Source organism: Neorhizobium sp. S3-V5DH (assembly GCF_004343065.1).
Taxonomy (GTDB): Bacteria; Pseudomonadota; Alphaproteobacteria; order Rhizobiales; family Rhizobiaceae; genus Neorhizobium; species Neorhizobium huautlense.
Genome location: NZ_SMCL01000021.1, coordinates 1 through 24,714 on the forward strand (window position 1 = coordinate 1; position 24,714 = coordinate 24,714).

Genomic DNA, 24,714 nt, shown 5'->3' on the forward strand with positions numbered 1-24,714 from the left:
TTGCCCTCAGCCATTGCGGTGTTGCGATCACCCCAATGACAAACGAGGCCGGAGCATCATAACAGACGCTCCGGCCTCTCAATGTATAAGGCGGCACTTGTGGTGCCGCCTTGGATCAGCTTGTAGTGCTGATCGTACCCGCGAGCTGGGAGGAGGAGCTGCTCAAGCGGGTCTCGTATTCCGAAAGCCGGGGCGAGTGAGGGAGGATCATCGCGCCGGCCAGAAAATCAGAATACGTAGCTGGTGGCGCCCTTGCGGCGCAGTTCTTCGCGGCTGGTGCCCAGACCCTTCAGCGTTTCGTCGTCGAGGTTCAGCAAGGCGCCGTTGACGTAGCGGGCAACCTGACGTTCACGAGCTTCTACCACGCGGTTGAAAGCACTGCGGAAGAAAGAATTTGCCATGGGAGTAATCCTTTTGGAGCGAGCCTTGTTCGGCGCCCGTTCGATGATTGAGATATAGGTTATTTTGCACTGCACAAGGAGAGGGCTTCCATCATTGGTGATATGCGTCCAGCGCATAGGACGCCGTGAACCTCGCGTTAATTTGACGGTAGATGTGTTCCGTCATTCATCTTCGGACTGGCTGGCACACCCCGCCAAAAATCGTCTAACATGGCATGGTGTTGTCGGAATCAAGCAGCCGGAAATTTGCACCCATGTTTCAGTCTTTCGAAGTAAAGTCGTCCCCACAATTCGGCCGTGAGCGTGTCACCGCGTTGAGGGCGAGGCTGGCCGAACTTGGTATCGATGGGTTTCTCGTGCCGCGTGCCGACGAATATCAGGGCGAATACGTGCCCGCGTCAGCCGAACGGCTTGCCTGGCTTACCGGCTTTACCGGTTCGGCTGGCATTGCACTCATCACGCAGCGTGAAGCCGTGGTTTTCGTTGATGGACGTTACGTGACGCAGCTTGCCGAGCAGGTGGACGGTACGGTCTTCACCGGCGGCGACCTCGTCAACGAACCGCCGCATATCTGGCTGCCGCGCCATGCGCCCAGAGGATTCCGGTTAGGTATCGATCCGTGGCTTCATGCGGGTGCCGAAGCGCGGCGCCTCGAAAAGGCGCTTGGGCAGATCGATGGCGCGCTGGTGCTTCTGGATGGCAATCCGCTCGATGCTATCTGGAATGATCGTCCGTCCGAACCGCTCGGCCCTGTTTCGATCCAGAAGCAGGAGCATGCGGGCCTGCTTGCCGGCGAAAAAATCGCGGAGATCGCCAGGCACGTGAAAGAGAAGAACGCAGCGGCGGTCCTCATAACCGACCCGTCGTCCGTCGCATGGATATTCAATATCCGCGGCGACGATGTTCCGCATACGCCGCATCCTTTGAGCCGCGCCATCATTCCGGCCGAAGGCAAGGCTGAAATCTTTCTGGATCCAATGAAGACCGGTATCGAGGTCTCAGCCTATCTCGCGCAGCTTTCCGTTCAGCGCCCGCCGTCCGAATTTCTCGCCCGACTGTCGGCTTTTGCGAAGGATGGCGGAAAGATCCTGATCGATTCCGAGCTGACGCCGCTGGCGCTGACGAAGGCTATTGCCGCTGTCGGCGGCGAGGTGGTGGAGGCTTCCGATCCCGCAAAACTGCCCCGGGCCTGCAAGAACAGGGCCGAGCTGGATGGCTCGGCTCAGGCCCATCTGCAGGATGGTGTGGCGATGGTGGAATTTCTCCATTGGCTCGATGCGCAGCCGCCCGGTTCGATTACGGAGATCGATGCGGTAAAGGCGCTGGAGGCGGCCCGTACTCGTGTGGGCCAGAACATGCAGAACCCGTTGAAGGATATTTCCTTCGACACAATCTCCGGAGCCGGCGAGCACGGTGCTGTCATCCACTACCGGGTGACGACCGAGACGGACCGCAAACTTGAGGCTGGCGAACTTTTCCTGATCGATTCCGGTGCCCAATATATCAACGGTACGACCGACATCACCCGCACTGTCGCTGTTGGCGCCGTAGCGGAAGACTGGAAGCGCTTCTTCACACTGGTGCTGAAAGGGATGATCGCCATCAGTGCGGCGCGTTTTCCGAAGGGGACGCGGGGCTGCGATCTCGACCCGCTCGCCCGCATTGCGCTCTGGAAGGCTGGAGGGGACTACGCCCACGGAACGGGCCACGGCGTCGGCTCCTATCTTTCGGTCCACGAGGGGCCGCAACGCATCTCACGGCTGGCGACACAGGAGCTATTGCCGGGCATGATCCTTTCCAACGAACCGGGCTACTATCGCCCCGGCTCCTTCGGCATCCGCATCGAAAACCTGATCTATGTGAAGGCGGCAGAAGAGATCGACGGCGGCGATCAGCCGATGCTCGCCTTCGAGACCCTGACATGGTGCCCGATCGACCGCCGGCTCGTCTTGCCGGCGCTGATGACGTTGGAAGAGCTCGGATGGCTCAACCGCTATCATGCCGACGTGCGGGAAAAGCTAATGCCGCTCGTCGATAATCAGGCGGTCAGGGATTGGTTGGTGGAGGCCACCGAGCCGCTGGCGTGAGCCGCGGAACGATCAGAAGCCGAATAGGTGGCGGCTTGCCATTGCCGCCGCCCAGCCGGCGGCGAGCATGATCAGACCCGGATAACGCAAGCTGACGAGAAGCGCCACCGACATGGCGATCTTCACATCCCATCCGCCATTGAAGAAGGCGGGTGCGACCAGTGTGGTCAGGACAGCTGCTGGCACGGCATTCAGCGCCTGTTCCATCCGGGGAGGGATGGTCTTCATCCGCGTGATCAGGACATAACCGCCGACACGCGTGAGAAAGGTCGCAACTGCCGCGGCGAAGATCAGCAGGAGCATTTCCGGGTTGAGAACCTCGCTCATGTCAGGCCTCCGCCTTCTCTGCCATAGGCTCCGGTTCGCTCGCCGGCAGCGGCAGCAATGCCGCCACCGCTACCCCGACCGCCGCGCCAATGCTGACATGCCATGGGGAGCCGACAAAGTGATAGGCGGCAATGGATCCGAGCGTGCTGGCAAGCACGACAGGATAGAAACCGGAGCGCCTGCGAAAACCGAGCACCAATCCCATGAAATACGTCGGCAGCAGGACGTCGATCGCCAATGTCCGCGGGTCGCCCATCATGCTTCCGAACCAGGCTCCGACGGTGCTGAAGAACAGCCAGGGAAAGTAGATCGAAAGCCCGAAACCGAGATACCATTCAAAGCTGACACCCCGGCCGTCCTCACCGCGCTTCACCGACTCGGCAAATTGTGGGTCCGTCAGCAGGAAAAAGGCGAAGAATTTCTGGACCGGTGAGAAGTGGGTGATGAAGCGCGTCAGCGCTGCCGAATAAAGGATATGCCTGAAGTTAACCGCGAAGACCGAAAGCACGATCAGCCAAGGGGCGACATGGTGGCCGAAGAGTTCGATGCCGACCAACTGGCTTGCCCCCGCGTAGACGGTGGCGCTCATGATGGCCGCATCGAGCACCGACAAGCCATTGTCGACAGCCACGGCACCGAACAGGATCGCAAAGGGCGCGGAGGAAATCGCAATGATAGCTCCGCCCTTCAGGCCATCGATGATGTCTTCGCGCTTCATGAAAAAGTCCTTTGGGACGCTTTAGGGCCGTGCCGAATTCAACGCAATTGAATATGGCTGATGGGACGATCGATTTCGCTGAACTGTCATTGGCTGCAGCCGTTCCCGCCGATCAATCAGCTAGCACGTCCTTGCTCGAGATGATGTCGACGCCGTTGGCTTTCATCTCGGCTATCGCAGCCACGACTCCTTCCGGATCGATCCCGCGGCTGGCGTCTTCTATGAACCGCACCTTTACATCCGGCAGCATCTCGACCGCATCGAGCACCGAATATCTGACGCAATAGTCGGTGGCGAGGCCGCAGATATCGAGTTCCGTCACCTGCTGCGCCTTCAGATATCCCGCGAGGCCCGTCAATGCCGCCTGATCGTTGTCGCGGAAGGCGGAATAGCTGTCGACAGCGGGGTTTTCGCCCTTCTGCTGAATATAGTCCACGGCTGCGATGTTGAGGTCCGGATGGAATTCGGCGTCGGGTGTTTCCTGCACGCAGTGATCGGGCCACATCACCTGCAGCTTGCCGGAAAGCTTTCCCATCTCGAAAGGCTTTTTACCTGGATGCTGTGAAGCGAAGCTCCCGTGATTTTTCGGGTGCCAGTCCTGAGACGCGACAATAACGTCGTATCCACCGTCCTCGATCAGCCGATTGGCGATTGGCACCACGTCGTCTCCGTGCGGCACGGGCAGGTTGCCACCAGGGCAGAAGCCGTTCTGGATGTCGATCAGCAGCAGGGCCTTCATTGCGACTTCCTCCGAATCTTGCTTCCAACAAAATGCCCATCACGGCGCCAACGATCAAGCCGGCCAATGCAAAGCGCCTTTCTAGGCAGATCCAAAGGTACCCTTTGGGTTCTGCCTCTGGAATGCCTGCAGCGATTACTCTGGTGTCCGCTCATCCGCTTGAAACATCGCAAAAAATTCCCCCGAGCGATGTTGCCGGCGTCATCGGCGGGCGCTAAATCGTGAGGCATGACACAGGATATCAGCCAGACACTCCGTATCGCCGTCGCTCAGCTCAACCCAACTGTCGGCGATATAGCCGGCAACCTGGCCCTTGCGCGGGAAGCGCGCAGGGACGCCGCCGGCGAAGAGGCAGACCTTGTTCTCTTCACAGAGCTCTTTATCTCCGGATACCCGCCAGAAGATCTCGTCCTCAAACCGGCTTTCCTGGCTGCCTGCCAGAGGGCTGTCGAACAGCTGGCGGCCGATACTGCCGATGGTGGTCCCGGCGTCGTCATCGGCTTTCCGCGACAGGGGGAGGCGGGCCGGCACAACTCGGTTGCCTTGCTGGACGGTGGCAAGATCGTTGCGATACGGGACAAGGTCGATCTGCCGAACTATGGCGAGTTCGATGAGAAACGCGTTTTCACGGAAGGATCGATCTCGGGGCCTTACAACTTCCGGGGCGTCAGGATCGGCATTCCGATATGCGAGGAGATCTGGAACGACATGGGCGTCTGCGAGACGCTGGCGGAAAGCGGAGCGGATATCCTGCTCGTGCCGAACGGTTCCCCTTACTATCGGGGCAAAGTGGATGTCCGCCATCAGGTCGCCCTGCGTCAGGTGATCGAAAGCGGTCTGCCGCTGCTGTTCGCCAACCAGGTCGGGGGACAGGACGAGCTTGTCTTCGACGGCGCAAGTTTTGCTTTCAACGCCGACAAGACACTCGCCTTCCAGATGAGCCAGTTTGAACCGGCAATCACCGTGACCGAATGGAAGAAGGCCAACGACAGCTGGCGTTGTACGCGCGGCCCGATGGCGCGTATTCCCGAAAAGGAGGAAGCGGATTACCGCGCGTGCCTGCTGGGCTTCCGCGACTATGTCAACAAGAACGGCTTCAAATCGGTGGTTCTCGGGCTTTCAGGCGGTATCGACTCGGCGCTCTGCGCGGCCATTGCCGTGGATGCCCTGGGAGAGGAACGGGTGCGCACGGTGATGCTGCCCTATCGCTACACGTCAGAAGAGTCGCTCAAGGATGCGGCCGATTGTGCCAAGGCTCTTGGCTGCCGCTACGACATCGTGGCGATTGCCGAGCCGGTCGACGGATTTTCATCGGCATTGTCGGAATTATTCGAGGGAACGGACGAGGGCATCACGGAGGAGAATCTGCAGAGCCGTGCGCGCGGGACGATCCTGATGGCGATCTCCAACAAGTTCGGTTCCATGGTGGTGACGACCGGCAACAAATCGGAAATGTCGGTGGGTTATGCGACGCTTTATGGCGACATGAACGGCGGCTTCAATCCGATCAAGGATCTTTACAAGATGCAGGTCTACGGGTTGTCCGCATGGCGCAACGAGCATCTGCCGCCTGGCGCGTTGGGATCCGGCGGCGAGGTCATCCCGAAGAACATCCTTGCCAAGGCGCCGTCTGCGGAATTGCGTCCCAACCAGACCGACCAGGATTCGCTGCCGCCCTATCCGGTACTCGACGATATCCTCGAATGCCTGGTCGAGCTGGAAATGGGAACGGAAGAGATTGTAGCCCGGGGTCACGATCTGGCGACCGTCCACCGAATTGAGCACCTGCTTTATCTTGCCGAATACAAGCGGAGGCAATCCGCACCCGGTGTAAAGATCACCAAAAAGAACTTCGGTCGAGATCGGCGCTATCCGATCACCAACCGATTCCGGGACCGGTGAGGGCATGGCGCTGCGGAGTTCTGTCGAGATCTACAATATTCGCACCCGGCAATACCGGGTTGTCTGGCAGACTGAAGCTCTGTTCGAAGCGCCGAACTGGTCGCCGCGTGGTGACTATCTGATGCTCAACAGCGACGGGCTGATCTACCGGCTGTCACCGCTGGGTGACAGCGCTCCCGTTCCAGTCGATACCGGCTTTGCGCGTGAGTGCAACAACGATCATGGCATTTCGCCGGACGGCTCGCTGATCGCCATTTCCGACAAGGTAGAATTCGGCAAGTCGGCAATCTATGTGCTACCGGCGGAGGGTGGTGATCCCCGGCTGGTGACGGAGAAACTGCCCTCCTACTGGCATGGCTGGTCACCGGATGGTGGAAAATTCGCCTATTGCGGTATCCGCGACGATCTCTTCGATATCTATACGATCGATAGGGAAGGCGGCGAAGAGACACGATTGACTTTCGGAGAGGGGCGGAACGACGGGCCCGACTATTCTCCCGACGGCGAATGGATCTATTTCAACTCCAGCCGTACCGGCATCATGCAGATCTGGCGCGTACCTGCGTCGGGAGGCGCAGCGGAACGTATCACCGACAGCAATTACGGCGACTGGTTTCCTCATCCGTCACCAAAAGGAGACAAGATCGTTTTCATCTCCTACGACGCGACGGTATTCGATCATCCGCGCGACCAAAACGTCCGCGTGCGGCTGATGGACATGGATGGCGGTCATGTGGAGACCTTGTTCGAGTTGTTTGGCGGGCAAGGCACAATGAATTCGCCCAACTGGTCGCCGGATGGAAACGAGTTCGCCTATGTGCGCTACTTCCCTGTCGCATGAGGGGCTTGAATGCGTGAGGCCGCTCATGCATAACCGCGACGTCAGGTGCCTGCCGCTGGCAGGAGAATCGGGAATCCGGTGCGAGACCGGAACGTGCCCAACGCTGTGAGGCGGACGCTTGCCGCAAAGTAGATGCCACTGGGATTTCCGGGAAGGCTGCGGCGAGCGGATGAAGCCAAGTCAGAAGACCGGCCTGTCGAGATAGACCGACCCGCGTGGACGGCGGCAAGGTTTTTTTGGTGCCCTGCTTTATTACGCGGGGTGTCAGCATTGTTGGGGATTAACGATGCGACCTGATCTTTTTGCCGATGCCTTGATGCCTGCAGAAGAATTCCCGGAACGTGACCGTGCTGCGGTCTACCGGGCCATAGAGACGCGCCGTGACGTGCGCGATCAGTTTTTACCCGAGCCGCTTCCGGACGATCTCGTTGGGCGGCTGCTTGGGGCGGCGCATGCTGCGCCGTCGGTCGGTTTCATGCAGCCGTGGAATTTTATCCTGGTGCGTGACCCGAAGGTCCGTGAAGCCGCCTGGCAGGCCTTCTCGCGGGCCAATGAGGAAGCGGCGGAGATGTTTCCGCAAGAACGACGCGAGGTCTACCAAAACCTGAAGCTGGAGGGCATCCGCAAGGCGCCGCTCAGCATTTGCGTCACCTGCGATCCCGAGCGGGCAGGCCCCGTTGTCATCGGTCGCACTCATGATCCGCGCATGGACGTATTCTCGTCCGTCTGCGCGGTGCAAAACCTTTGGCTGGCGGCACGGGCCGAAGGTGTCGGAGTGGGCTGGGTCAGCATTTTCCACGAGGCGGACCTGCGGACACTGCTTGGTATCCCCGAGGGAATTCAAATCGTTGCCTGGCTTTGCGTCGGCTACGTCGACCGCCTTTATCGAGAACCGGAGCTGGCGGTAAAGGGCTGGCGCCAGCGGCTCTTGCTCGAGGACCTGGTATTCAACGACAAATGGGGCCGAGCTTGATCACTGCTGGGGTTGTGGGCCGGTAGACTTCGGATTGGCAAGATCAATGCTTGTATCCGGCAGAAACTGGGGGCCCACTATGCGAACCTTCTTGTTCGGATCGTAGGTGCGCTCCAACGGCGGAGGCGGCGGCAGGTTTGCCGCTTTCGTTTCCTTCGGATCTTTTGTCCGCAGGTCGGTCACTCCTGAATAGGGCTCCGGTTTCGGCAATTCGATCCCCTGAACCTTCAGCCGCTCTTTCCGCTCCTCTTCGACATCGGAAGGGAGGCAGCCGTTCGATCGGATCGACGCAAGAATGGCATTGCGTTCATCCGACGAGCGCCAGAGCTGGCGTGCATTCTCCCGATCCGCCGTCAACGCGTCGCGCTCACGCTCCATCGCGCCAAGCGCATCGCGCATCTCGTCGCAGGCGCCGCCATTAGCGCTGCCACCGAAGACGACGATGCTGCCGCCGCAGCCGCTGCGGCGCATCTCGATTCGATGCCGACGAATGTCGCCGTTGATCTCGCTGAGATGTTGCGAATAGCGCCGCATCTCGGCGGTGTTGCCGATGATTTGCGGAGCATTGTTGAGTTGCCGGTAAAGCGCCGCGCAGGTGCCTATATCCCGCGCGGAAGCCATGTCGGGTGCAAGCAGAATTGGGGCGATCAGCAGGTTGCGAATGCGCATCAGTCGATGTCCGGCGATCTCTAGAATCGGTAACCGCATCATGAGGCAGGCCAGTTGACAATATCATAAGCACGCTCTCGCAATCTGCGGAGCCAGTACGGATTATGCGGTTCACAGGCCTAGGACTGCAGAGCGAAATCCGGTTGTGAGGCCTCCACAACAGCCAGCGCTGCCATGTTTACCACGCCGCGCGACGTTACCGAGGGCGAGAGGATATGTGCAGGCAGCGCCGTACCCAACAAAATCGGTCCGACATGAAGTGCATCGGTGAGATTTCGAACGATCCCCAACGAGATATTGGCCGCGTCCAGGTTCGGGAAGATCAGAAGATTGGCCTCTCCGGTCAGCGAGCTGTCTGGCATGGCGCGCTTGCGCAGGTCTTCCGAAAGCGCGGAGCCGCCCTGCATCTCACCGTCGACTTCCAGTTGAGGAGTCCGTTTGCGTACAAGGCTGAGGGCGGCGCGCATCTTTTGTGCGCTTTCGGAATCCCGAGAACCGAAATTCGAATGGCAGATCAGCGCCGCTTTGGGGACGATGCCGAACCGCTGGACTTCCTGGGAGGCGAGAATGGTGATTTCGGCGATTTCCTGTGCGGAAGGATTGTAGTTCACGAATGTATCCGTGAAGAAAATCGCGCCCCGTTGAGAGATCAAGAGGCTCAGGCCCGAGAAGGCGCAGACGCCCTCCCTTTTTCCGATAATCTGCTCGACGTCGCGCAGATGCCGATCATAACCGCCTTCCACGCCGCAAATCAGCGCGTCAGCCTCGCCGCGCTTGACGGCAAGCGCCCCGATTACTGTGTTGTTGGTGCGCACGATGGTGCGCGCAGTCTCCGGGTTGATGCCCCTGCGCCCTACCAGAGCGAAATAATCATCGACATATTCGCGGTATCGAGGATCGTCTTCCGGATTGACGACTGCGAAATCGACCTCAGGCCGAATACGAATGCCAAAGCGCTGAAGGCGCGCCTCGATGACCGACGGGCGGCCGATGAGGATGGGCGTGGCGGTCTTTTCCTCCAACAATACCTGCGCGGCGCGAAGCACGCGTTCATCTTCGCCCTCCGCAAAGATTACGCGCTTTTTCTCGGCGGTCTTGGCGGCGGCGAAAATCGGCTTCATGACAAAGCCAGAGCGCCAGACGAAGCGGTTGAGCTGATCGAGATAGGCGTCGAAGTCCTGGATCGGGCGGGAGGCTACGCCGGTTTCCGCTGCGGCTTTTGCGACGGCCGGTGCGATGCGCAGGATAAGCCGGGGATCGAAGGGTGAGGGGATGAGGTAGTCGGCGCCGAAGACGGGCGTTTCGCCGGAATAGGCGCGAGCGGCAACGTCGGAAACCTCCTCGCGGGCAAGTGCCGCGATCGCCTTGACCGCCGCCATCTTCATTTCCTCATTGATCGTCCGGGCGCCGCAATCCAGCGCGCCGCGGAAGATATAGGGGAAGCAAAGGACGTTGTTCACCTGATTCGGAAAATCCGAACGACCGGTGCAGATCATGGCATCCGGACGGGCGGAGCGGGCGAGTTCCGGCATGATTTCCGGTGTCGGGTTGGCGAGCGCCATGATGAGCGGCTTCGGCGCCATGCGCGCAAGCAGTTCTGGTTTGAGCACTCCGGCTGCAGACAATCCGAGGAAGACGTCGGCATCGTGGATGCTGTCGGCCAAAACACGCTTATCGGATTTCTGGGCGTAGATTTCCTTCCACTCGTCCATGAGCGTGTTGCGGCCGTCGTAGACCAGGCCTTCGATGTCATGAACCCAGATATTTTCCTTCTTCGCTCCGAGCGAAACGAGAAGATGCAGACAGGCAAGCGCCGCCGCACCGGCGCCGGACGTGACGATCTTCACGTCGCCGATATTCTTGCCGGCGAGTTCCAGCCCGTTCAGGATCGCGGCTGCCACGATGATCGCTGTGCCATGCTGATCGTCGTGAAACACCGGGATGTTCATCTTTTCGCGCAGCCGGCGCTCGACCTCGAAACATTCGGGAGACTTGATGTCTTCCAGGTTGATCCCGCCGAAGGTCGGCTCCAGCGCCGAGATGGTAGAAACCATCGTCTCGATACCGCGGGCTTCGATTTCGATGTCAAAGACATCGATGCCGGCGAATTTCTTGAAGAGGACGGCTTTGCCCTCCATGACCGGCTTCGATGCCAGCGGGCCGATATCGCCGAGGCCGAGCACGGCCGTGCCGTTGGAAATCACCGCGACAAGATTGGAGCGGGCTGTAAAATCGGCAGCCGCATCGGGATTGTCGCGGATCGCAAGGCAGGGAGCGGCGACACCCGGCGAATAGGCAAGTGCCAGGTCGCGCTGGTTTCCGAGCGGTTTGGTCGCCTGGATTTCGAGCTTGCCGGGGCGGGGATAGCGGTGGAAGAACAGCGCCTGCTCGTCGAGATCGCCCGTGGCCGGCACGGCCGGCGATTTTGGTTTATCCTGCGCGTTCATGGTTCCTCCTGGCTTGTTTTTTCTGCATGGGCTGATGGTAAGGAGAGACCCTCCTTACATCAATCGGCCGGGTGCGACAGCAGCTAATTTGCGGTGATAGCGGAAATGGAGCGATATCGGAGCGCCGCTGATCGGGGTTTTCCCGGAGCCTGTCATCATCCTGAAACACGAGTCTGGTTTTGAAAAACAAAGAAGCGGCGACGAAAGGACGACTTCGTGACCGGGCAAGTGGAAACAAGGCATTTCAGAACGCTCTTTATTTCGGACGTGCATCTCGGCTCCAAGGCCGCCCGAACTGACTTCCTGCTGGACTTCCTGCGTTATCATGAAGCCGATACCATTTTTCTCGTGGGTGACATCATCGACGGCTGGCGGCTGAAACGGAACTGGTATTGGCCGCAGGGGTGTAACGACGTTGTTCAGAAACTTCTGCGCAAGGCGCGCAAGGGAACACGCATAGTCTATATTCCCGGCAATCACGACGAATTCCTGCGGTCGTTTCCCGGCACGCATTTCGGCGGAATAGAGGTGGCCGAGCGAGCAATTCACGAGATGGCTGACGGCAGGAAATACCTCATCTTGCATGGCGACGAGTTCGATGTCGTCGTTCGCAACGCGCGCCTGCTCGCCTATCTCGGCGACTGGGCCTACGACGCGGCCATCGTCATCAACCTCGGCCTGGCTGCTATCCGCAGACGCCTCGGCATGCCTTACTGGTCTTTCTCCGCCTGGGCAAAGCTGCAGGTCAAACATGCTGTCAACTTCATTGGCGAGTTTCAGCGCGTCGTGGCCGAAGAGGCGCGCCGCCATAACGTGGAAGGCGTGATCTGCGGCCATATTCACCATGCAGTGATGGAGGACATCGACGGCATCCATTATGTCAATACCGGCGACTGGGTGGAAAGCTGCACGGCAATTGTCGAACATCAGGATGGCAGGCTCGAAATGATTTCCTGGCAGCGGGATACCGCTGCCGCCGAGATCAAGGCACTGGCGGCGCCGCAGGTCGTCGAGGACATGCGGGCTGCCTGAACTGCGATACGTGTCAGCTCTGCCTAGGGCCATTTCTTGCCATAGGCATAGGCAGGGCTCTGTGTTAGGTAAGCGGCAAGTTTCAGCAACCTACCCGTGAAATCGTGATTCCTACACAGACGGCGCCCGCCGCGCCCCGGTTCTTCCAATTGCGCTGCGCACTCGCCTATGGCGCACCACTGGGAGTGAACGGCGTCATTTTGCCTTATCTGCCGGTTTGGCTCGACGGACTTGCCTTTTCCGAATTCGAAATCGGGATTGTGCTGGCCGCGCAACTTCTCTTGCGGGTGTTCGCCGCGCCGGTGGCCGGCGTTTTTGCCGACCGGCTGGGGGAGCGGACGCTGATGCTTGTTTGGTCCGGCGCGTTGTCGTTGTCGACGGCGCTGGCCATGTTTTTTACGGACACCTTTTGGCCTGTGCTGTTGATCGTCAGCCTCCAGGCGGCTTTCTTTGCGCCTTATGCGCCGATCGTCGAATCCGTCGCAGTCACAGGTGTCCGGCGTTGGGGATTCCAGTACGGCGCCATGCGCGTCTGGGGCTCAGTCGGCTTCATGGCTGTCGCGCTTATCGTCGGAGAGCTTCAGGGTTACTGGGGTTTTCAGACGATCCCGCCCGCAGTGGCGGTCGGATTTGTGCTAACAGTCTTGGTTGCGTTTGCCGTTCCGAGGCTCGGTCAAGCCGTGATTCGACCCGCCAATGCCGGTTTTAATCCCAGCTCGATCCGTCGTGTCGACTTGCATGTGTTGATGATCGGAGCGTCGATTGCTCAGGCTAGCCATGGAATGTTCTATACCTTCGGCACGATCCACTGGCAGCAGATCGGCTTCTCGAGCGGATCCATCGGAATATTGTGGAGCGCCGCGATCATTTTCGAAATCGTCGTATTTTTGACGGCCGGCAGGCTCGCGAAGTCCGTATCGCCTTGGACGCTGTTGCGGATCGGCTGCGCGGCGGCGATCCTGCGCTGGAGCCTGTTTCCATTCTCGCTGGGGTTCTGGGGCTACATGGCGCTACAGGGCCTGCATGCGTTTTCGTTCGCTTTCGTGCATCTGGGACTTCAACAACGCCTGGTAGAGTCAGTGCAGGAGCATCAGGAATCCACGGTGCAGGGCGCGTATGTCTTCTACAACGGCGTGTTTCTGGCAATTTCGACCATATTGTCCGGTTTTCTTTACCGGCAATTCGGGGTGACGAGTTACCTCGCGATGTCGCTTCTCGCCTTGATCGGGCTGGCAACGATCGCATTTGCGGCTCGCATTCAACCCCAGAGGTCAGGGTCTGGCGGATAAACCAGCGAACCCTCGTAGCGAAGGCCGGTCGGCCTGTCCCTTGCAAGCAGCAATGGCCCGTCGAGATCGGCGTAATCGGCTTCCTGCGCCAATAAAACAGCCGGAGCCATCGCAAGCGAGGAGCCGACCATACAGCCGAGCATGACCAAAAATCCAAGTCGCTGAGCCTCGGCCTTCATGGCCAGTGCTTCCGTCAGGCCGCCGGTCTTGTCCAGTTTGATATTGACTGCATCATAGCGATCGCGAAGGCTTTCGAGATCTTTTGTCATGTGCACGCTTTCATCGGCGCAAACCGAGACCAAGCGCCGGATATTGGCCAGGGCCGCATCCTTGCCGGCGGGTAGAGGTTGCTCGATGAGCGACACGTTCAGTTCCGCCGCGACAGCCATGTGGTGCGAGAGATTTTCTTCCGTCCATCCTTCGTTGGCGTCCACGATGATGCGTGCGTTCGGAGCCGCTTCGCGAACGGCGCGAAGCCGTGATTCGTCATCCTCGGTACCGAGCTTGATCTTGAGGAGCGGGCGTTGAGCATTTCTGCGGGCATCGGCAGCCATAACCGCGGGCTCGCCGAGTGAAAGCGTAAATGCCGTAACGAGAGGCTTCTGGCTGGCTGCGCCAATGAGGTCTGCTACCCGGAGGCCGTCGCGCTTCGCCTCCAGATCCCAAAGCGCGCAATCGACTGCATTCCGTGCGGCCCCCGGTTTCATCCGGGTCTGCAATTCCTCGCGCGTCAGCCCGCTGTCGACAGCCTCCGTGATCGACTGGATATCGGAAAGGACGCCATCAAGGCTTTCGCCATACCGTTTATAGGGCACGCATTCGCCGCGTCCGGAGAAACCGTCTTCGCGGATCGTGCAGGTAATGACTTCGGCTTCAGTTTTCGAGCCGCGCGAAATCGTGAATAAGCCGGCGATCGGAAAAGTTTCTATTGTGGCTTCGAGGTGACGGCGCATGGTTTTACGCATCCTTTTGACGCAAATACCTGTGAGGCGGCTTTATTGCTGATCCTGAAAATGCGATCAACCGTATCGTATTGAAACCTCAAATGACCAGTGACTGCGAAAGAAGCCGTGACGTCCAAGGCAGCCGAAATCAAGGCCGAAGATCTGCCAGGCGGCGAACGTTATCTTTTGGCGGGCGACTGGCGAGGTTCGACAATTTCTCCGATCCTGAATGATCTTGAAAGGCTGGAACGCGCCCAGGGGCAGGGCAGGCTGGAGATCGATCTCAACGGCGTCGGCGGCGTCGATACGGCTGGAGCGTGGCTGATTCGACGGCTGATGACGTCCAAGGTTGAACAGGGCCGCGACGCGGTCCTTACCGGGGGCGAAGGACCGATCCGGGAACTGATCGGCGCATTGCCGGAAAAGGCGCCTGCGCCTCCCGCCGAGAATGGAAAGAAAGGCACGCTTTTCGAGCGGATATTTGCTCCGAGCGGCAAGATCATGGTGGGGCTCGGCGGCGATTTTTATGCTGCCATGCACATTCTCGGTTCGGCGGTCCGCGGCGCGCAGATGAAGTTCGGCCGAGGGGCGGGGGTTTCTCCCGCATCGGTGGTCACCCATATCGACCGGATGGGCGTGCGGGCCGTGCCGATCATCGTGCTGATGTCGTTCCTGATCGGCGCCATCATTGCACAGCAGGGCGCTTTTCAGCTCCGGTACTTCGGCGCGGAAATCTTCGTGGTCGACCTTGTCGGCATACTTCAGCTTCGCGAGATCGGGGTTCTCCTCACGGCGATCATGATCGCCGGCCGCTCGGGCAGCGCGATTACCGCGGAGATCGGTTCGATGAAGATGCGCGAGGAAATCGATGCGCTGACCGTCATCGGCCTCAATCCGGTGGGCGTGCTGATCTTTCCGCGCCTCGTGGCGCTTACAGTGGCATTGCCGCTCCTCACCATCATCGCCAATTTTGCCGCTCTTTTCGGCGCGGCGGTTGTTGCCTGGGCTTATTCGGGCATCACTTTCGACACATATCTGTCACGTCTGCATGAGGCGATCGACCACACGTCCGTTGCATCGGGAATGATCAAGGCGCCGTTCATGGCACTGGCGATCGGTATCGTTGCCGCCGTGGAGGGCATGAAAGTCGGCGGCAGCGCCGAATCTCTCGGGCAACACGTCACGACCTCCGTCGTCAAAGCAATCTTCGTCGTTATCCTCATGGATGCGCTTTTCGCCATCTTCTATTCGGCAATCGATTTTTGATGGGGGCGGGGTTGGAAGAGGCGGTAGAGGGTAACGGCAAGGATAAGCCAAACAGTGGCCAAGTCGTGCTTTCGGTACGTGATGTCACTGTCGGCTTTGGTAATCAGGTGGTGCTCGACCGTTTGAATCTCGATGTCTATCGCGGCGAAATTCTGGGCTTTGTGGGCGCTTCGGGCACCGGCAAGTCCGTTCTGATGCGCACGGTTCTCGGCCTTCTGCCGCACCGGTCAGGCGTGATCGAAATCCTCGGCATCGACTATGACAACGCCTCGGAAGAGGAGCGCATGCAGGTGGACATGCGGTTGGGTGTGCTGTTCCAGCACGGGGCACTGTTTTCGGCGCTGACCGTCAAGGAGAACATCCAGCTTCCGATGCGCGAATATCTCGACTTGCCACAATCCTTGATGGACGAGTTGGCTTATCTGAAGATCGAGATGGTGGGCCTGCCGCCGGATGCCGCCAACAAATACCCATCGGAGCTTTCAGGCGGCATGATCAAGCGTGCCGCCCTGGCCCGCGCGCTTGCGTTGGACCCGGATCTTGTATTCCTGGACGAGCCAACGTCGGGTCTCGATCCCATAGGGGCAGCCGATTTCGATGCGCTGATTGCCAAGCTGCGCGACACTCTCGGGCTGACGGTTTATATGGTAACACACGACCTCGACAGCCTTTTTTCGGTCTGTGACCGTATTGCCGTGCTTGGTCAGAAACGGGTATTGGTGGAAGGTACTCTTGAAGATATGTTTGCTCATGACGATCCATGGGTTCAGTCGTATTTCCGCGGAAAGCGGGCGCGGTCTGTCGTAATTCAAGAAAAGCGGCCGGCTGCGGAAGTAGAGAAGTGAACTAATCCATGGAAACCAGAGCCAATTACGCCCTTGTCGGTTTCTTCACGCTGCTGGTGATCGCCGCCGCCTTTGGCTTCGTCTACTGGATGGCGCAATCCGGTCGTGGTGGACCTACGGCTGAGCTCGCCATCCGCATCCCCGGATCGGCGAACGGCCTTTCCGTCGGCTCACCGGTCCGTTTCAACGGTATTCCGGTCGGTTCGGTCCGTAACCTCACCATCGATCCAGACGATCCGCGCTACTCGATCGCGTTCACGGAGGTAAGAGCGGATGCACCGGTCTACCAATCCACGCAAGCTGCTCTTGAAGTGCAGGGGTTGACCGGAGCGGCTTATATCGAGCTTTCAGGTGGCGCGAAGGGCGAAGAGAACATCCTCCAGAAGTCGTTGGAGACCGGTCGACCGGCCGTTCTGATCGCCGAGCAGTCGAGCGTCACGAACCTGCTCGCCACTGCCGACAAGATCCTCGACCGAGCCGACGCGGCGATCAGCGATATCCAAGGGTTCGTCGCGGATGCGCGCGGGCCGCTCACTCAAACCATTCGCAACGTCGAAACCTTCACCGGGGCTCTGGCTCAAAATTCCGACAGCATCGACAAGTTCCTGAACAGCTTGTCCACGCTGTCTACGACGATCGATCGCGTCTCCGGCACATTGAATTCGACCCTTCAGGCCGCCGAGCGGCTGGTGAGCGCGATCGATGCCGAGAAGATCAACGCGGTCGTGGCCAATACCGAACGAGCCACCCGAAATATCGCGAACGCTTCCGACAATTTTGGCGATCTCGTCGCCAACGTCAGGAACGCGGCGGCAAATTTCGAACAGGCAGGAACCCAAGCCCAGAGCGTATTGCGGCGTGTCGATACGGTGATGAGTTCGGTTAGTCCGGAGCAGGTGAAAACAACTATCGGCAATATAACGGCCGCGTCGGAAGACGCCCGGCAGACGATCAGTTCGGCGCGCGACGTGGTCGACAGCTTCGCCAATCGCAGGGAAGACATCGATCGCGCGGTTGGCGACTTCACCGAACTGGCCCGAAAGCTGAATGAGGCATCCAGCCGCGTCGACGGCATTCTCGCCAAAGTCGATGGCCTCGTCTCCAGCGACGATTCGCAGGGGCTTTTTGCCGAAGCGCGCCGGACGCTCGAATCCTTCCGGACCGTGGCCGACAACATCAACGCGCGAGTCGGCCCGATTGCCGACAATCTGTCGCGCTTCTCCTCAAGCGGTTTGAGGGACATCCAGACATTGGTGAACGACGCCCGGCGCACCGTCCAGTCGCTCGACCAGACAATCAACAATTTCGACCAGAACCCGCAAAGGCTGATCTTCGGCGGGGAGACAGTGAAGCAGTATGACGGCAGGACACGCCGGTGACGCGGGACGCCATTTGGAGACTGGGATTTTGATGACTGGTACGGAGTTATTAACGCGACGCGCAAACCGCCGCCCGCTCCTCGTCGCGCTGCCACTGGTGGCGGCGCTTGTCACCGGCTGTGGCAGCAGCGCGAACAACGATACGTTCGATCTGTCAATCACCCCAGCAGGCCAGGGGCCTTCGGCACGCAACCGGCAGATCCTGATACCCGAGCCGACGGCCGTCAAGCTTTTGAACAGCGAGCAGGTGGTGGTTCGCGTTTCCCCGTCGGAAATCCAGTATCTTGCCAACTCCCGATGGGGAGATCGCCTGCCGGCTCTCGTTCAGTCAAAACTCGTCGAAGCGTTCGAAAACTCCGGTCGTCTCGGTGGCGTCGGTAAACCGGGGCAGGGCCTCGCCATCGACTATCAGGTGGTGACCGACATCCGGGCCTTTGAAGTAAGCGCCGGCAGTCCCCGGGTCGCCGTTGTCGAAATTTCGGCAAAGCTGCTGAACGACCGCAACGGCACTGTGCGCGGCCAGAGCGTCTTCAAAGCCACCTCGCCAGTCTCCGGCTCCGAGAACCGTCATTTTATCGAAGCGCTCGACAAGGCTTTTGCCAAGGTTGGGGCGGAGATTGTCGACTGGGCGCTCAAGTCGATATAGGGCGTCGTTTCACCGCCTGGGGCAGCAGCCAAATCCGCAACTAAAAAGGCCGCCTTTGAGGCGGCCTTTTTAGTCTGTCTATTGTCGTTGCCTTCAGTTGAACCGGCCAGCGGCATGGGCGAGCATCGTATAGACCTTGCCCGTATCCGATGTGAGGTAACTCTGGGTGACAGTCTTGTCGCGGTCAGTGCGGGCGACATCGGCGAGCAGCTTTTCGAAGTCCGCGATGTAGCGGTCGACAGCGGTACGGAATTCCGGCTCCCGCTCGTACTTGCGCTTGATCTCGTCGAACGTCTGCTGACCTTTCAGCGTATAGAGACGGCGAGTAAAGACATCGCGTTCGCCGCGCTGGTAGCGGCGCCACAGGTCGACCGATGCGTCGTGATCGATCGCCCTGGCAATGTCCACGGAGAGCGAATTCAGCGACTCGACCATGTGGCGAGGATTGCGATTGTCTCCATTGCTGCGGGGTGCCGGCGCAGGTTCGGCTGTACGCACCGGCTGCTGCTGGCGTGGTACCGGAGATTCGCCCAGTTCATCGCGCGATGCGCCGCGGAGCAGATTGCTGATCCAGCCGTCATCGCTGGCATTGCCGCCGCGGGGGGCCGGTTCAGGCGCGCGTGAAGCCGGCGTCTGGGCAGGCCGATCAAGCGGAAGCGCGCCTCGCAGCGAGCTTGCGCCATATGTATCGCTGCGAGGAGCAGGCGGAGCGGGCTGCGGCGGGACAGGCGCAGGAGCGGCAGGCTGGGGACGAGCAGGTGCCGGAGCCGGACGGCTGGCGGAAGCCTCCGAAACTTCGAAATTCTGCGTCGAGCGTCCAACCAGGGCAGAAATGTCCTGGAGGGCCTTGATCTGTTCGGCGACTGCACGACGCATTGCGGCAGCGCTTTCTTTGGCCTCTTCCGGAAGATCGAAGGCACCGCGCTTGAGTTCCGAGCGGGTCGTATCCAGCTCGCGCCGGATGTCCTGGGCCGAACGCCGGATTTCATCGGTTGCGCCGGAGAAGCGATTGATGGCTTCCTCGACCGACTGGCGCAGCGTCTCGCGAAGTTGTTCTGCGGCACTGCCGGACCGGTCAGTGGCATCCGACAGAAGCCGCTCGACGTCGGTGAGGGACGCAGAGATACTTCCGCGCATCCGTTCGGAAAGGTCGCGCGTTCTTTTCTCGGCATCCGACAGGGTCGACTCGATGGCACGGGTGGCGTCGCCACCGGCATTGACTAGGGCTTCCCGCATCGCGTCGGCCGTTACTTCGGCGCGATGCTGGGTTTCACCGAGCGTGCGGCCGATGTCGGCGAAGGAGGCATGCAGGCTTTCACGCAGTCGCGAGCCGACCTGCAGGGAGCGTTCCTCGGCCTTTTCGAAAGCGCTGTCCACAAGGCCTGTGAGGTTGCGCATCGTCCCTTCGATTTCTTCCGAGCGCTTGAGCAGGCCGCCTGCCAGGCTGCGGAGCGCATTCTGACGTTCATCCAGGGTGCTGGCGAGGTTAGACTGCGCAGCACCGAGGAGGTCAGATGCCTCAGACAGCACTCTGGAGTGTTCGTCGAAGCGGCTGACGATACCGCCGACTTGCTCAAGCGTCTGGCCAAAGACTTCAGACATCCGCTCGATGTTGGTTTCGAGCATACGGGTCGAACCCGACACGATATCTGCAACATGGCCTGCCGATTGCGAGAAGCGGCTGGCCGTTGCGCCGAGCTTGCGGTCGGCCTCGGCGAGATGTTCAGCAGCGACGTCCGCGGTGCTGCCGATATCCTGCGCTGCCTGCTGAACCATGGCGCTGATGCTGGAATTGCTTTCAGCGAGCTTGTCGATGAGGCTGTTCACAGCCGCGGACAATCCCTGCTCAACATAGCGCATGGTGCCGGCGGCATTTTCAGTGCGCTGGGTGATGGCCGCCAGGGTATCGTTGGTCCGGGTGGCGATGGCGTCGATGAGCGCGGAATTCTCGTTGCGGATTCGGGCAGCGGTTTCCTCGGCCGTCGCAGACAGGCGTTCCGCACCCTGTTGGGCGGCACCCGTGATCTGCTCGACGGCAGCGCGGCCAGTCTCGGCATATTCCTCGACCATCGGTTTTGCCTTTTCGTCGAGAAGGCGGCTGAGTTCGGCCGAGCGGCTGGCGAGCATGGAATTCAAGTCGCGAGTGCGGTTGTCGAGCGCCGAACGGATCGCCTCGCCGCGGGCCGCGAGTGCGCGGTCTACGGCGTCCATGGCATTGTCAAGCTGGTCTGCCGTTTCCGTGAGCGTGGTGCGGATATCGTTGCCGCGTTCGCCAAGCGCCTTCTGGGCATCGTCGAGAGCCTCGGAGATTGCCGTTACCTGCTTCTTCACGAGGCTATCGGCTTCGGCGACCTTGTTGACGATCGCGTTCCCGGCTTCGGAGAAGGCATGTGCGACAGTCGCAGCCTGGCCGGCCAGCCTGTTCTGCGTCTCGGAAATTCGCCCGACGATCTGGATTGAGCGGTCCTCGATCGCCTTGGTAAATTCGCTGTTGCGGTTTGCCAATTCTTCCGTGAACTCGGCGCCTGCGCGGGCAAGCACCTCTGCCGAGCGGGTGGCCTCGCTGTCCATGCTTTGCGCCGCGGCGCTGACGGCTTCGCGTAGTGTCGAGGCGAGGCCGACAGCCTTGCTTTCGATTGTCTTGGTCACATTGTCCAGCCCGATCGTCAGGGCGCGGTCGATCGTGCCGAGACGCTCTTCGATACGGGCGGTGCGTCCGTCCATCGTGTCGGCGATCCTGTCCGTGGCCTCGACGGCAACGCGCTCCAGCTCAGCGGTGCGGCTGTCGAGTGCGGCCGAAAGATTGGTTCCGGCGTCGTTGACCAGCTGGGTGGCATTCACCACTTCGCCGCGGATGCGATCCTCAAGCCCTCCGAACGTCGATTCGATCCGGCTACCGGTCTCCTCGAGAGCCCCCTGAACGCCGCCGACAGTCTGGCGGATACGATTGGAGAAGGCATCCGCCGACCGACCGATCTCGCCGGCGGCATCGGAAAGACGAACGGCAAGGGTGCCGACGTTATCGCGGAGCCGCTCTTCGAGGGATTGCCCGGCAGTATCGATCGCATCCTTCAAGGCGCTGTTCTGATTCTCAAGTGTCATCTCCAGCATACCGGCGCTCGCCGCGATGGAGGTGCTCAGCGATGTTGCCTGATCCTGCATCAGGTCACCGATCTGGTTGCGCGCGTCGCCCAGCGTGTTGGCAAGCAGGCTAGTCCGCTCTTCGAGCGTTTCCCGCATCTGGTCGTGGCCGGAACTGAGGGTTGTCTCGAGCTGCTGATGGCCGAGGCCGATGGTCGCCGCAATCCGCTCCTGCGTGGAGCTCATAACGGTTTCCATCCGCTCCAGGCCGCCGGCCAGGCCTGCTTCAAAGCGGCCCGTGCCGTCGGTAAGAGCGCTTTCGATGCGATTGCTGGCGTTGCCCACGGCCTGTTCGAGCCGCTCTCCGCCGGATTCCAGGATACGCGAAAGCTCCGCGTTGCGGTTTTCCAGCGAGAGGTCGAGATTGAGCTGGTTATCGGCATAGGCGTTATGGATAGCCTCTGCCCGGGCCGCGAAGGACTGCTCGATGCGGCTGTCGGCATCGGACAGCACATTCACCAGCGCCGAGGCCTTGGCGTCCAGCATGCCGGAAAGACGATCTTCGCCAAGCGCGAACGACGTTGCGATTTCCATCGACTTGTCGTCCAGGAGTTCGGCGAGCTTATCGCGGTTGGTGCTCAGAGCTTCATGAATCTCGAACGTGCGACGCCCGAGATCGCCGCTCATGCGTTGTTCGGTTTCGGACAGGGCACGCGCGATAGCTTCCGACTTTTCGTCGAGCATGCCGGTGAGCCGGTCCTCGCCAAGCGCAAAGGACGTGGCGATCTCCATGGACTTGTCTTCGAGGATCTCGGAAATCCGCTCGCGATTGGTCTCCAGCGAGGCCTGCATCTGCGATGCATGGCGCCCGAGATCGCCGCTGAGCCGTTGCTCGCTTTCCGACAAAGTGCGAGCGATATGATCCGCCTTTTCATCGAACATGCCTGCGAGCCGCTCCGGCGCGTTCGACATCAGAGCGTCGATAGCTGCGGTTTTCTGGCTGAGCACCTCGGTCAGATGGTCGTGGCTGCCGGAAAGCGCAGCGATGATCGCACCCGAGCGGATTGCCAGTCCCTGTTCGAACTTGGTCTGGTTTTCTGTGAGCGTATTCAGAAGAGCGCTGTTGCCATCCGTCAGGGTGCTCTCGATTTGTCGATGAGCGCCCGTGAGGCCCTGCTGGAGCTCGCTCGTACGAGACGCGAGCACTTCCTGGATCTCTGCGGTACGGGAACCCAGAACATCCTGGATTTCCGCGGTGCGAGAGCCGAGAACATCCTGGATCTCTGCAGCGCGGGAGCCCAGAGCGTCCTGGATTTCGCTGCTGCGCGCAGACAGCGCATCGGAAAGCTCGCGCGAGCGGCTTTCGAGCATGGAGTCTAAAACTTCCTGGCCGGTGCCGAGTGTGGTGGCAAGCGCGAAGGATTGATCTGTCAACGATGAGCTGATGCGTTCGATGCTGGAGCTGAGAATATTCTCGATAGACTCCGAGCCGCTCGCCACCGTCTCGTTGATACGCGCCAGGCTGTCCATCAGCTTGCTGTCGAGCGAACCGGCCCGCTGATCGAATGCGGAGGTAAATTGAGAAACGCTGTCGTCGAATGTGGTGCTGAGGTGCCCCACGGTCGCCTGCAGGCGTTCCTCGAAGAAGCTGGAGCGCATGTCGAGGTCCATGACGACATCCTCGACGGTCGTCTGAAGGCTCTGGCGGAAGGAGGAACCCTTTTCCTCCAGCGAGCTGTTGAGGCTCGACAGTATTTCGTCGAGCGAGCCGGTAAGGGTCCTTTCGCTGCTGGAAAGCCCTTCCGTAATCTCTCGCGTGCGGGCCAGCAGGGTCTCGTTGAGCTGCCGGGTGCGATCTGCGAGCGCGGCATTCAATTTCTCGGTGTTGGCGTCGAGAGACGAGGCGCGGGTTTCGAACTCGGTCAGGAGCGCTTGGCCGCGCGTAGAGAGCACCGAGGTAAGCTGATCCATCCGCTCATCAAATTCATGGGCGAGCGCAAAGCCGGAGGAGTTCAAGGTTTGGAGCAGGTTTTCTGCCTTGGTGGTCAGCAGCGTTCCGAGCGCCTCGCCGGCGGCATCGGACTTCTCCATGAGTGCGGCTGCCCGGGTATCGATCATCGAGGCGAAGGCTTCGCCCGAGGTCGCAAGACGGATCGAAATCTCCTCCGTGGCCAGCGAAAGTTCTTCCTTGAGCTGATCGTGGGCGCCAACGATCGACGAGCGGATACGCTCGGCATGATTGACGATCGCATCGCGCTCTGCGCCGAGTTCGTGAACGAGACCGCGGACGCGCAGTTCATTGTCGGTAAAGCTGCGCTCGAGTGCGTTAACTTCCGAATGTACCAGCGTTTCGAGTTCTGTGGCGCGGGCGATCGTGCGTTCGATGCCTTCGTTCATCGCGGAGACTTCACGGCGCACGGCCTGGCCGACGCTCATGATGCGCTCGGAGGCGATGGTCTCCGGCTCGGAAAGGCGAAGCGCCACCTCCGCCATGGAGCGGGCGGCGTTTCTGAGGTCCTGTGCCCGCGCCATCATGATGGCGAACGCGAAGAACAGCATGATCGGGATGAGGATACCCACTGCGAGGGCGACAATGCCTGGAGCGGCAAGCACGCCTGCAACGGAGGTGATTTCCCAAAGCTGGTTGCCGTAAATTACCTGTCCCAACCCGATGCCGGCCACCGCCCAAAGAAGGGAAATGATCACAGCATTGCGGATAGCGGAGCGCATGGCGCCGCCTTCGAGCGTCCTGAGGATCGCGCTGGCGCTGCGTCTGCCGGCATCGTTCGCAGGCTGGAACGTCGGCGACTTGGCTGCAGCTTCGGAGACGGCCGACCTGAACGACTCGGCGGGCTCCTCTTGATGTTGCGGAGAAGACGGACGCTGCTTGGGTGTGTCTGACACTCTTGTCTCCGAGGCATGGGGCGCGGATCTGCTGCGCGGCGACTCATCGTTGAAATTGATCTTCAGAGCTTCTTCCAGCGCCTGGAAAGCCGTCTCGTCGATCGACTCGCTGCTCGTTTTCTTCGCCATGCGGTTACGCCTCGTTACATACTCGCCCGGCAATCCCATCAGACGCGCTGCCGCCCGCAGACCGACAGATGGAACACTGCCTGCCGGAAACCCGT

18 protein-coding genes and 1 riboswitch are annotated in these 24,714 nt (G+C 60.2%); of the genes, 10 read left to right on the top strand and 8 right to left on the bottom strand.

All coding sequences use genetic code 11. The features are described from left to right. Positions 1–227 precede the first annotated feature (227 nt). On the bottom strand, positions 228–401 hold the full coding sequence (locus EDE09_RS28330) for a hypothetical protein (RefSeq protein WP_165924259.1): 174 nt from the start codon (positions 399–401) through the stop codon (positions 228–230). A gap of 254 nt (positions 402–655) precedes the next feature. On the opposite strand from EDE09_RS28330, the gene EDE09_RS22280 reads away from it, so the two are divergent. After that, positions 656–2,488 (top strand): aminopeptidase P family protein, encoded by a 1,833-nt coding sequence (locus tag EDE09_RS22280; RefSeq protein WP_132412985.1) that lies wholly within the window; start codon positions 656–658, stop codon positions 2,486–2,488. Positions 2,489–2,500: 12 nt separating this feature from the next. Here the strand turns inward: EDE09_RS22280 and EDE09_RS22285 are convergent, their stop codons facing one another. The 3 genes from EDE09_RS22285 to pncA form a co-directional block, all read right to left on the bottom strand. Beyond that, on the bottom strand, positions 2,501–2,815 hold the full coding sequence (locus EDE09_RS22285; protein ID WP_112798419.1) for an AzlD family protein: 315 nt from the start codon (positions 2,813–2,815) through the stop codon (positions 2,501–2,503). Position 2,816: 1 nt separating this feature from the next. After that, positions 2,817–3,533, bottom strand: a complete 717-nt coding sequence (locus EDE09_RS22290; RefSeq protein ID WP_112798417.1) for an AzlC family ABC transporter permease — start codon at positions 3,531–3,533, stop codon at positions 2,817–2,819. A 112-nt stretch (positions 3,534–3,645) separates the two neighbouring features. Continuing rightward, entirely contained in the window at positions 3,646–4,272 is a 627-nt protein-coding gene (pncA, locus tag EDE09_RS22295) for a bifunctional nicotinamidase/pyrazinamidase (RefSeq protein WP_112798413.1), read from the bottom strand. A gap of 228 nt (positions 4,273–4,500) precedes the next feature. Here pncA and EDE09_RS22300 point away from each other — a divergent pair, with 228 nt between their 5' ends. The 3 genes from EDE09_RS22300 to bluB all read left to right on the top strand — a co-directional run bounded on the left by EDE09_RS22300 (position 4,501) and on the right by bluB (position 7,988). Continuing rightward, positions 4,501–6,174: an NAD+ synthase gene (locus tag EDE09_RS22300; RefSeq protein WP_112798411.1), complete on the top strand. Its 1,674-nt coding sequence runs from the start codon at positions 4,501–4,503 to the stop codon at positions 6,172–6,174. 10 nt (positions 6,175–6,184) lie between these two features. Further along, entirely contained in the window at positions 6,185–7,015 is an 831-nt protein-coding gene (locus EDE09_RS22305; protein WP_112798536.1) for a TolB family protein, read from the top strand. A gap of 26 nt (positions 7,016–7,041) precedes the next feature. Beyond that, positions 7,042–7,227: riboswitch (cobalamin riboswitch) on the top strand. Between the two features lie 74 nt (positions 7,228–7,301). Then, positions 7,302–7,988, top strand: a complete 687-nt coding sequence (gene bluB, locus EDE09_RS22310) for a 5,6-dimethylbenzimidazole synthase (protein ID WP_112798409.1) — start codon at positions 7,302–7,304, stop codon at positions 7,986–7,988. Here bluB and EDE09_RS22315 read toward each other — a convergent pair whose 3' ends face one another. Together EDE09_RS22315 and EDE09_RS22320 are read right to left on the bottom strand one after the other, a co-directional pair. Further along, positions 7,989–8,657 (bottom strand): hypothetical protein, encoded by a 669-nt coding sequence (locus EDE09_RS22315; RefSeq protein ID WP_112798407.1) that lies wholly within the window; start codon positions 8,655–8,657, stop codon positions 7,989–7,991. Between the two features lie 119 nt (positions 8,658–8,776). Continuing rightward, positions 8,777–11,104, bottom strand: a complete 2,328-nt coding sequence (locus EDE09_RS22320; RefSeq protein ID WP_112798405.1) for an NADP-dependent malic enzyme — start codon at positions 11,102–11,104, stop codon at positions 8,777–8,779. Between the two features lie 216 nt (positions 11,105–11,320). Between EDE09_RS22320 and EDE09_RS22325 the strand changes: the two genes are divergently transcribed. Together EDE09_RS22325 and EDE09_RS22330 are read left to right on the top strand one after the other, a co-directional pair. After that, a complete protein-coding gene (locus EDE09_RS22325; protein WP_112798403.1) occupies positions 11,321–12,136 on the top strand; it encodes a UDP-2,3-diacylglucosamine diphosphatase in 816 nt (271 codons plus the stop codon). Positions 12,137–12,240: 104 nt separating this feature from the next. Beyond that, entirely contained in the window at positions 12,241–13,425 is a 1,185-nt protein-coding gene (locus EDE09_RS22330; RefSeq protein ID WP_112798401.1) for an MFS transporter, read from the top strand. Here the strand turns inward: EDE09_RS22330 and dgcA are convergent. Beyond that, positions 13,395–14,378, bottom strand: a complete 984-nt coding sequence (gene dgcA / locus EDE09_RS22335; RefSeq protein WP_112798399.1) for an N-acetyl-D-Glu racemase DgcA — start codon at positions 14,376–14,378, stop codon at positions 13,395–13,397. The genes EDE09_RS22330 and dgcA overlap by 31 nt on opposite strands. A gap of 117 nt (positions 14,379–14,495) precedes the next feature. Here dgcA and EDE09_RS22340 point away from each other — a divergent pair, with 117 nt between their 5' ends. The 4 genes from EDE09_RS22340 to EDE09_RS22355 are packed head-to-tail and all read left to right on the top strand — an operon-like array spanning position 14,496 to position 18,505. Next, positions 14,496–15,635 (top strand): ABC transporter permease, encoded by a 1,140-nt coding sequence (locus EDE09_RS22340; RefSeq protein ID WP_162712326.1) that lies wholly within the window; start codon positions 14,496–14,498, stop codon positions 15,633–15,635. Next, the gene (locus EDE09_RS22345) at positions 15,635–16,480 is read left to right on the top strand and encodes an ABC transporter ATP-binding protein (protein ID WP_112798397.1); all 846 of its coding nucleotides are present in this window, start codon (positions 15,635–15,637) and stop codon (positions 16,478–16,480) included. Before EDE09_RS22340 ends, EDE09_RS22345 begins: the two co-directional genes overlap by 1 nt. Positions 16,481–16,488: 8 nt before the next feature. After that, positions 16,489–17,859 (top strand): MlaD family protein, encoded by a 1,371-nt coding sequence (locus EDE09_RS22350; RefSeq protein ID WP_105370030.1) that lies wholly within the window; start codon positions 16,489–16,491, stop codon positions 17,857–17,859. Positions 17,860–17,890: 31 nt separating this feature from the next. Continuing rightward, a complete protein-coding gene (locus tag EDE09_RS22355) occupies positions 17,891–18,505 on the top strand; it encodes an ABC-type transport auxiliary lipoprotein family protein (protein WP_105370029.1) in 615 nt (204 codons plus the stop codon). Positions 18,506–18,598: 93 nt separating this feature from the next. On the opposite strand, the gene EDE09_RS22360 is transcribed toward EDE09_RS22355, so the two are convergent. Further along, on the bottom strand, positions 18,599–24,619 hold the full coding sequence (locus EDE09_RS22360) for a hypothetical protein (protein WP_112798393.1): 6,021 nt from the start codon (positions 24,617–24,619) through the stop codon (positions 18,599–18,601). Between the last annotated feature and the right edge of the window lie 95 nt (positions 24,620–24,714).

Excerpts from the sequence above, each read along its gene's own strand:
- EDE09_RS22300 (WP_112798411.1), top strand. The coding sequence starts at position 4,501 with ATGACACAGGATATCAGCCAGACACTCCGTATCGCCGTCGCTCAGCTC.
- EDE09_RS22315 (WP_112798407.1), bottom strand. The coding sequence starts at position 8,657 with ATGCGCATTCGCAACCTGCTGATCGCCCCAATTCTGCTTGCACCCGAC.
- pncA (WP_112798413.1), bottom strand. The coding sequence starts at position 4,272 with ATGAAGGCCCTGCTGCTGATCGACATCCAGAACGGCTTCTGCCCTGGT.
- EDE09_RS22285 (WP_112798419.1), bottom strand. The coding sequence starts at position 2,815 with ATGAGCGAGGTTCTCAACCCGGAAATGCTCCTGCTGATCTTCGCCGCG.
- dgcA (WP_112798399.1), bottom strand. The coding sequence starts at position 14,378 with ATGCGCCGTCACCTCGAAGCCACAATAGAAACTTTTCCGATCGCCGGC.
- EDE09_RS22280 (WP_132412985.1), top strand. The coding sequence starts at position 656 with ATGTTTCAGTCTTTCGAAGTAAAGTCGTCCCCACAATTCGGCCGTGAG.
- EDE09_RS22350 (WP_105370030.1), top strand. The coding sequence starts at position 16,489 with ATGGAAACCAGAGCCAATTACGCCCTTGTCGGTTTCTTCACGCTGCTG.
- EDE09_RS22345 (WP_112798397.1), top strand. The coding sequence starts at position 15,635 with ATGGGGGCGGGGTTGGAAGAGGCGGTAGAGGGTAACGGCAAGGATAAG.
- EDE09_RS22320 (WP_112798405.1), bottom strand. The coding sequence starts at position 11,104 with ATGAACGCGCAGGATAAACCAAAATCGCCGGCCGTGCCGGCCACGGGC.
- EDE09_RS22290 (WP_112798417.1), bottom strand. The coding sequence starts at position 3,533 with ATGAAGCGCGAAGACATCATCGATGGCCTGAAGGGCGGAGCTATCATT.
- EDE09_RS22360 (WP_112798393.1), bottom strand. The coding sequence starts at position 24,619 with ATGGCGAAGAAAACGAGCAGCGAGTCGATCGACGAGACGGCTTTCCAG.
- EDE09_RS28330 (WP_165924259.1), bottom strand. The coding sequence starts at position 401 with ATGGCAAATTCTTTCTTCCGCAGTGCTTTCAACCGCGTGGTAGAAGCT.
- EDE09_RS22355 (WP_105370029.1), top strand. The coding sequence starts at position 17,891 with ATGACTGGTACGGAGTTATTAACGCGACGCGCAAACCGCCGCCCGCTC.
- bluB (WP_112798409.1), top strand. The coding sequence starts at position 7,302 with ATGCGACCTGATCTTTTTGCCGATGCCTTGATGCCTGCAGAAGAATTC.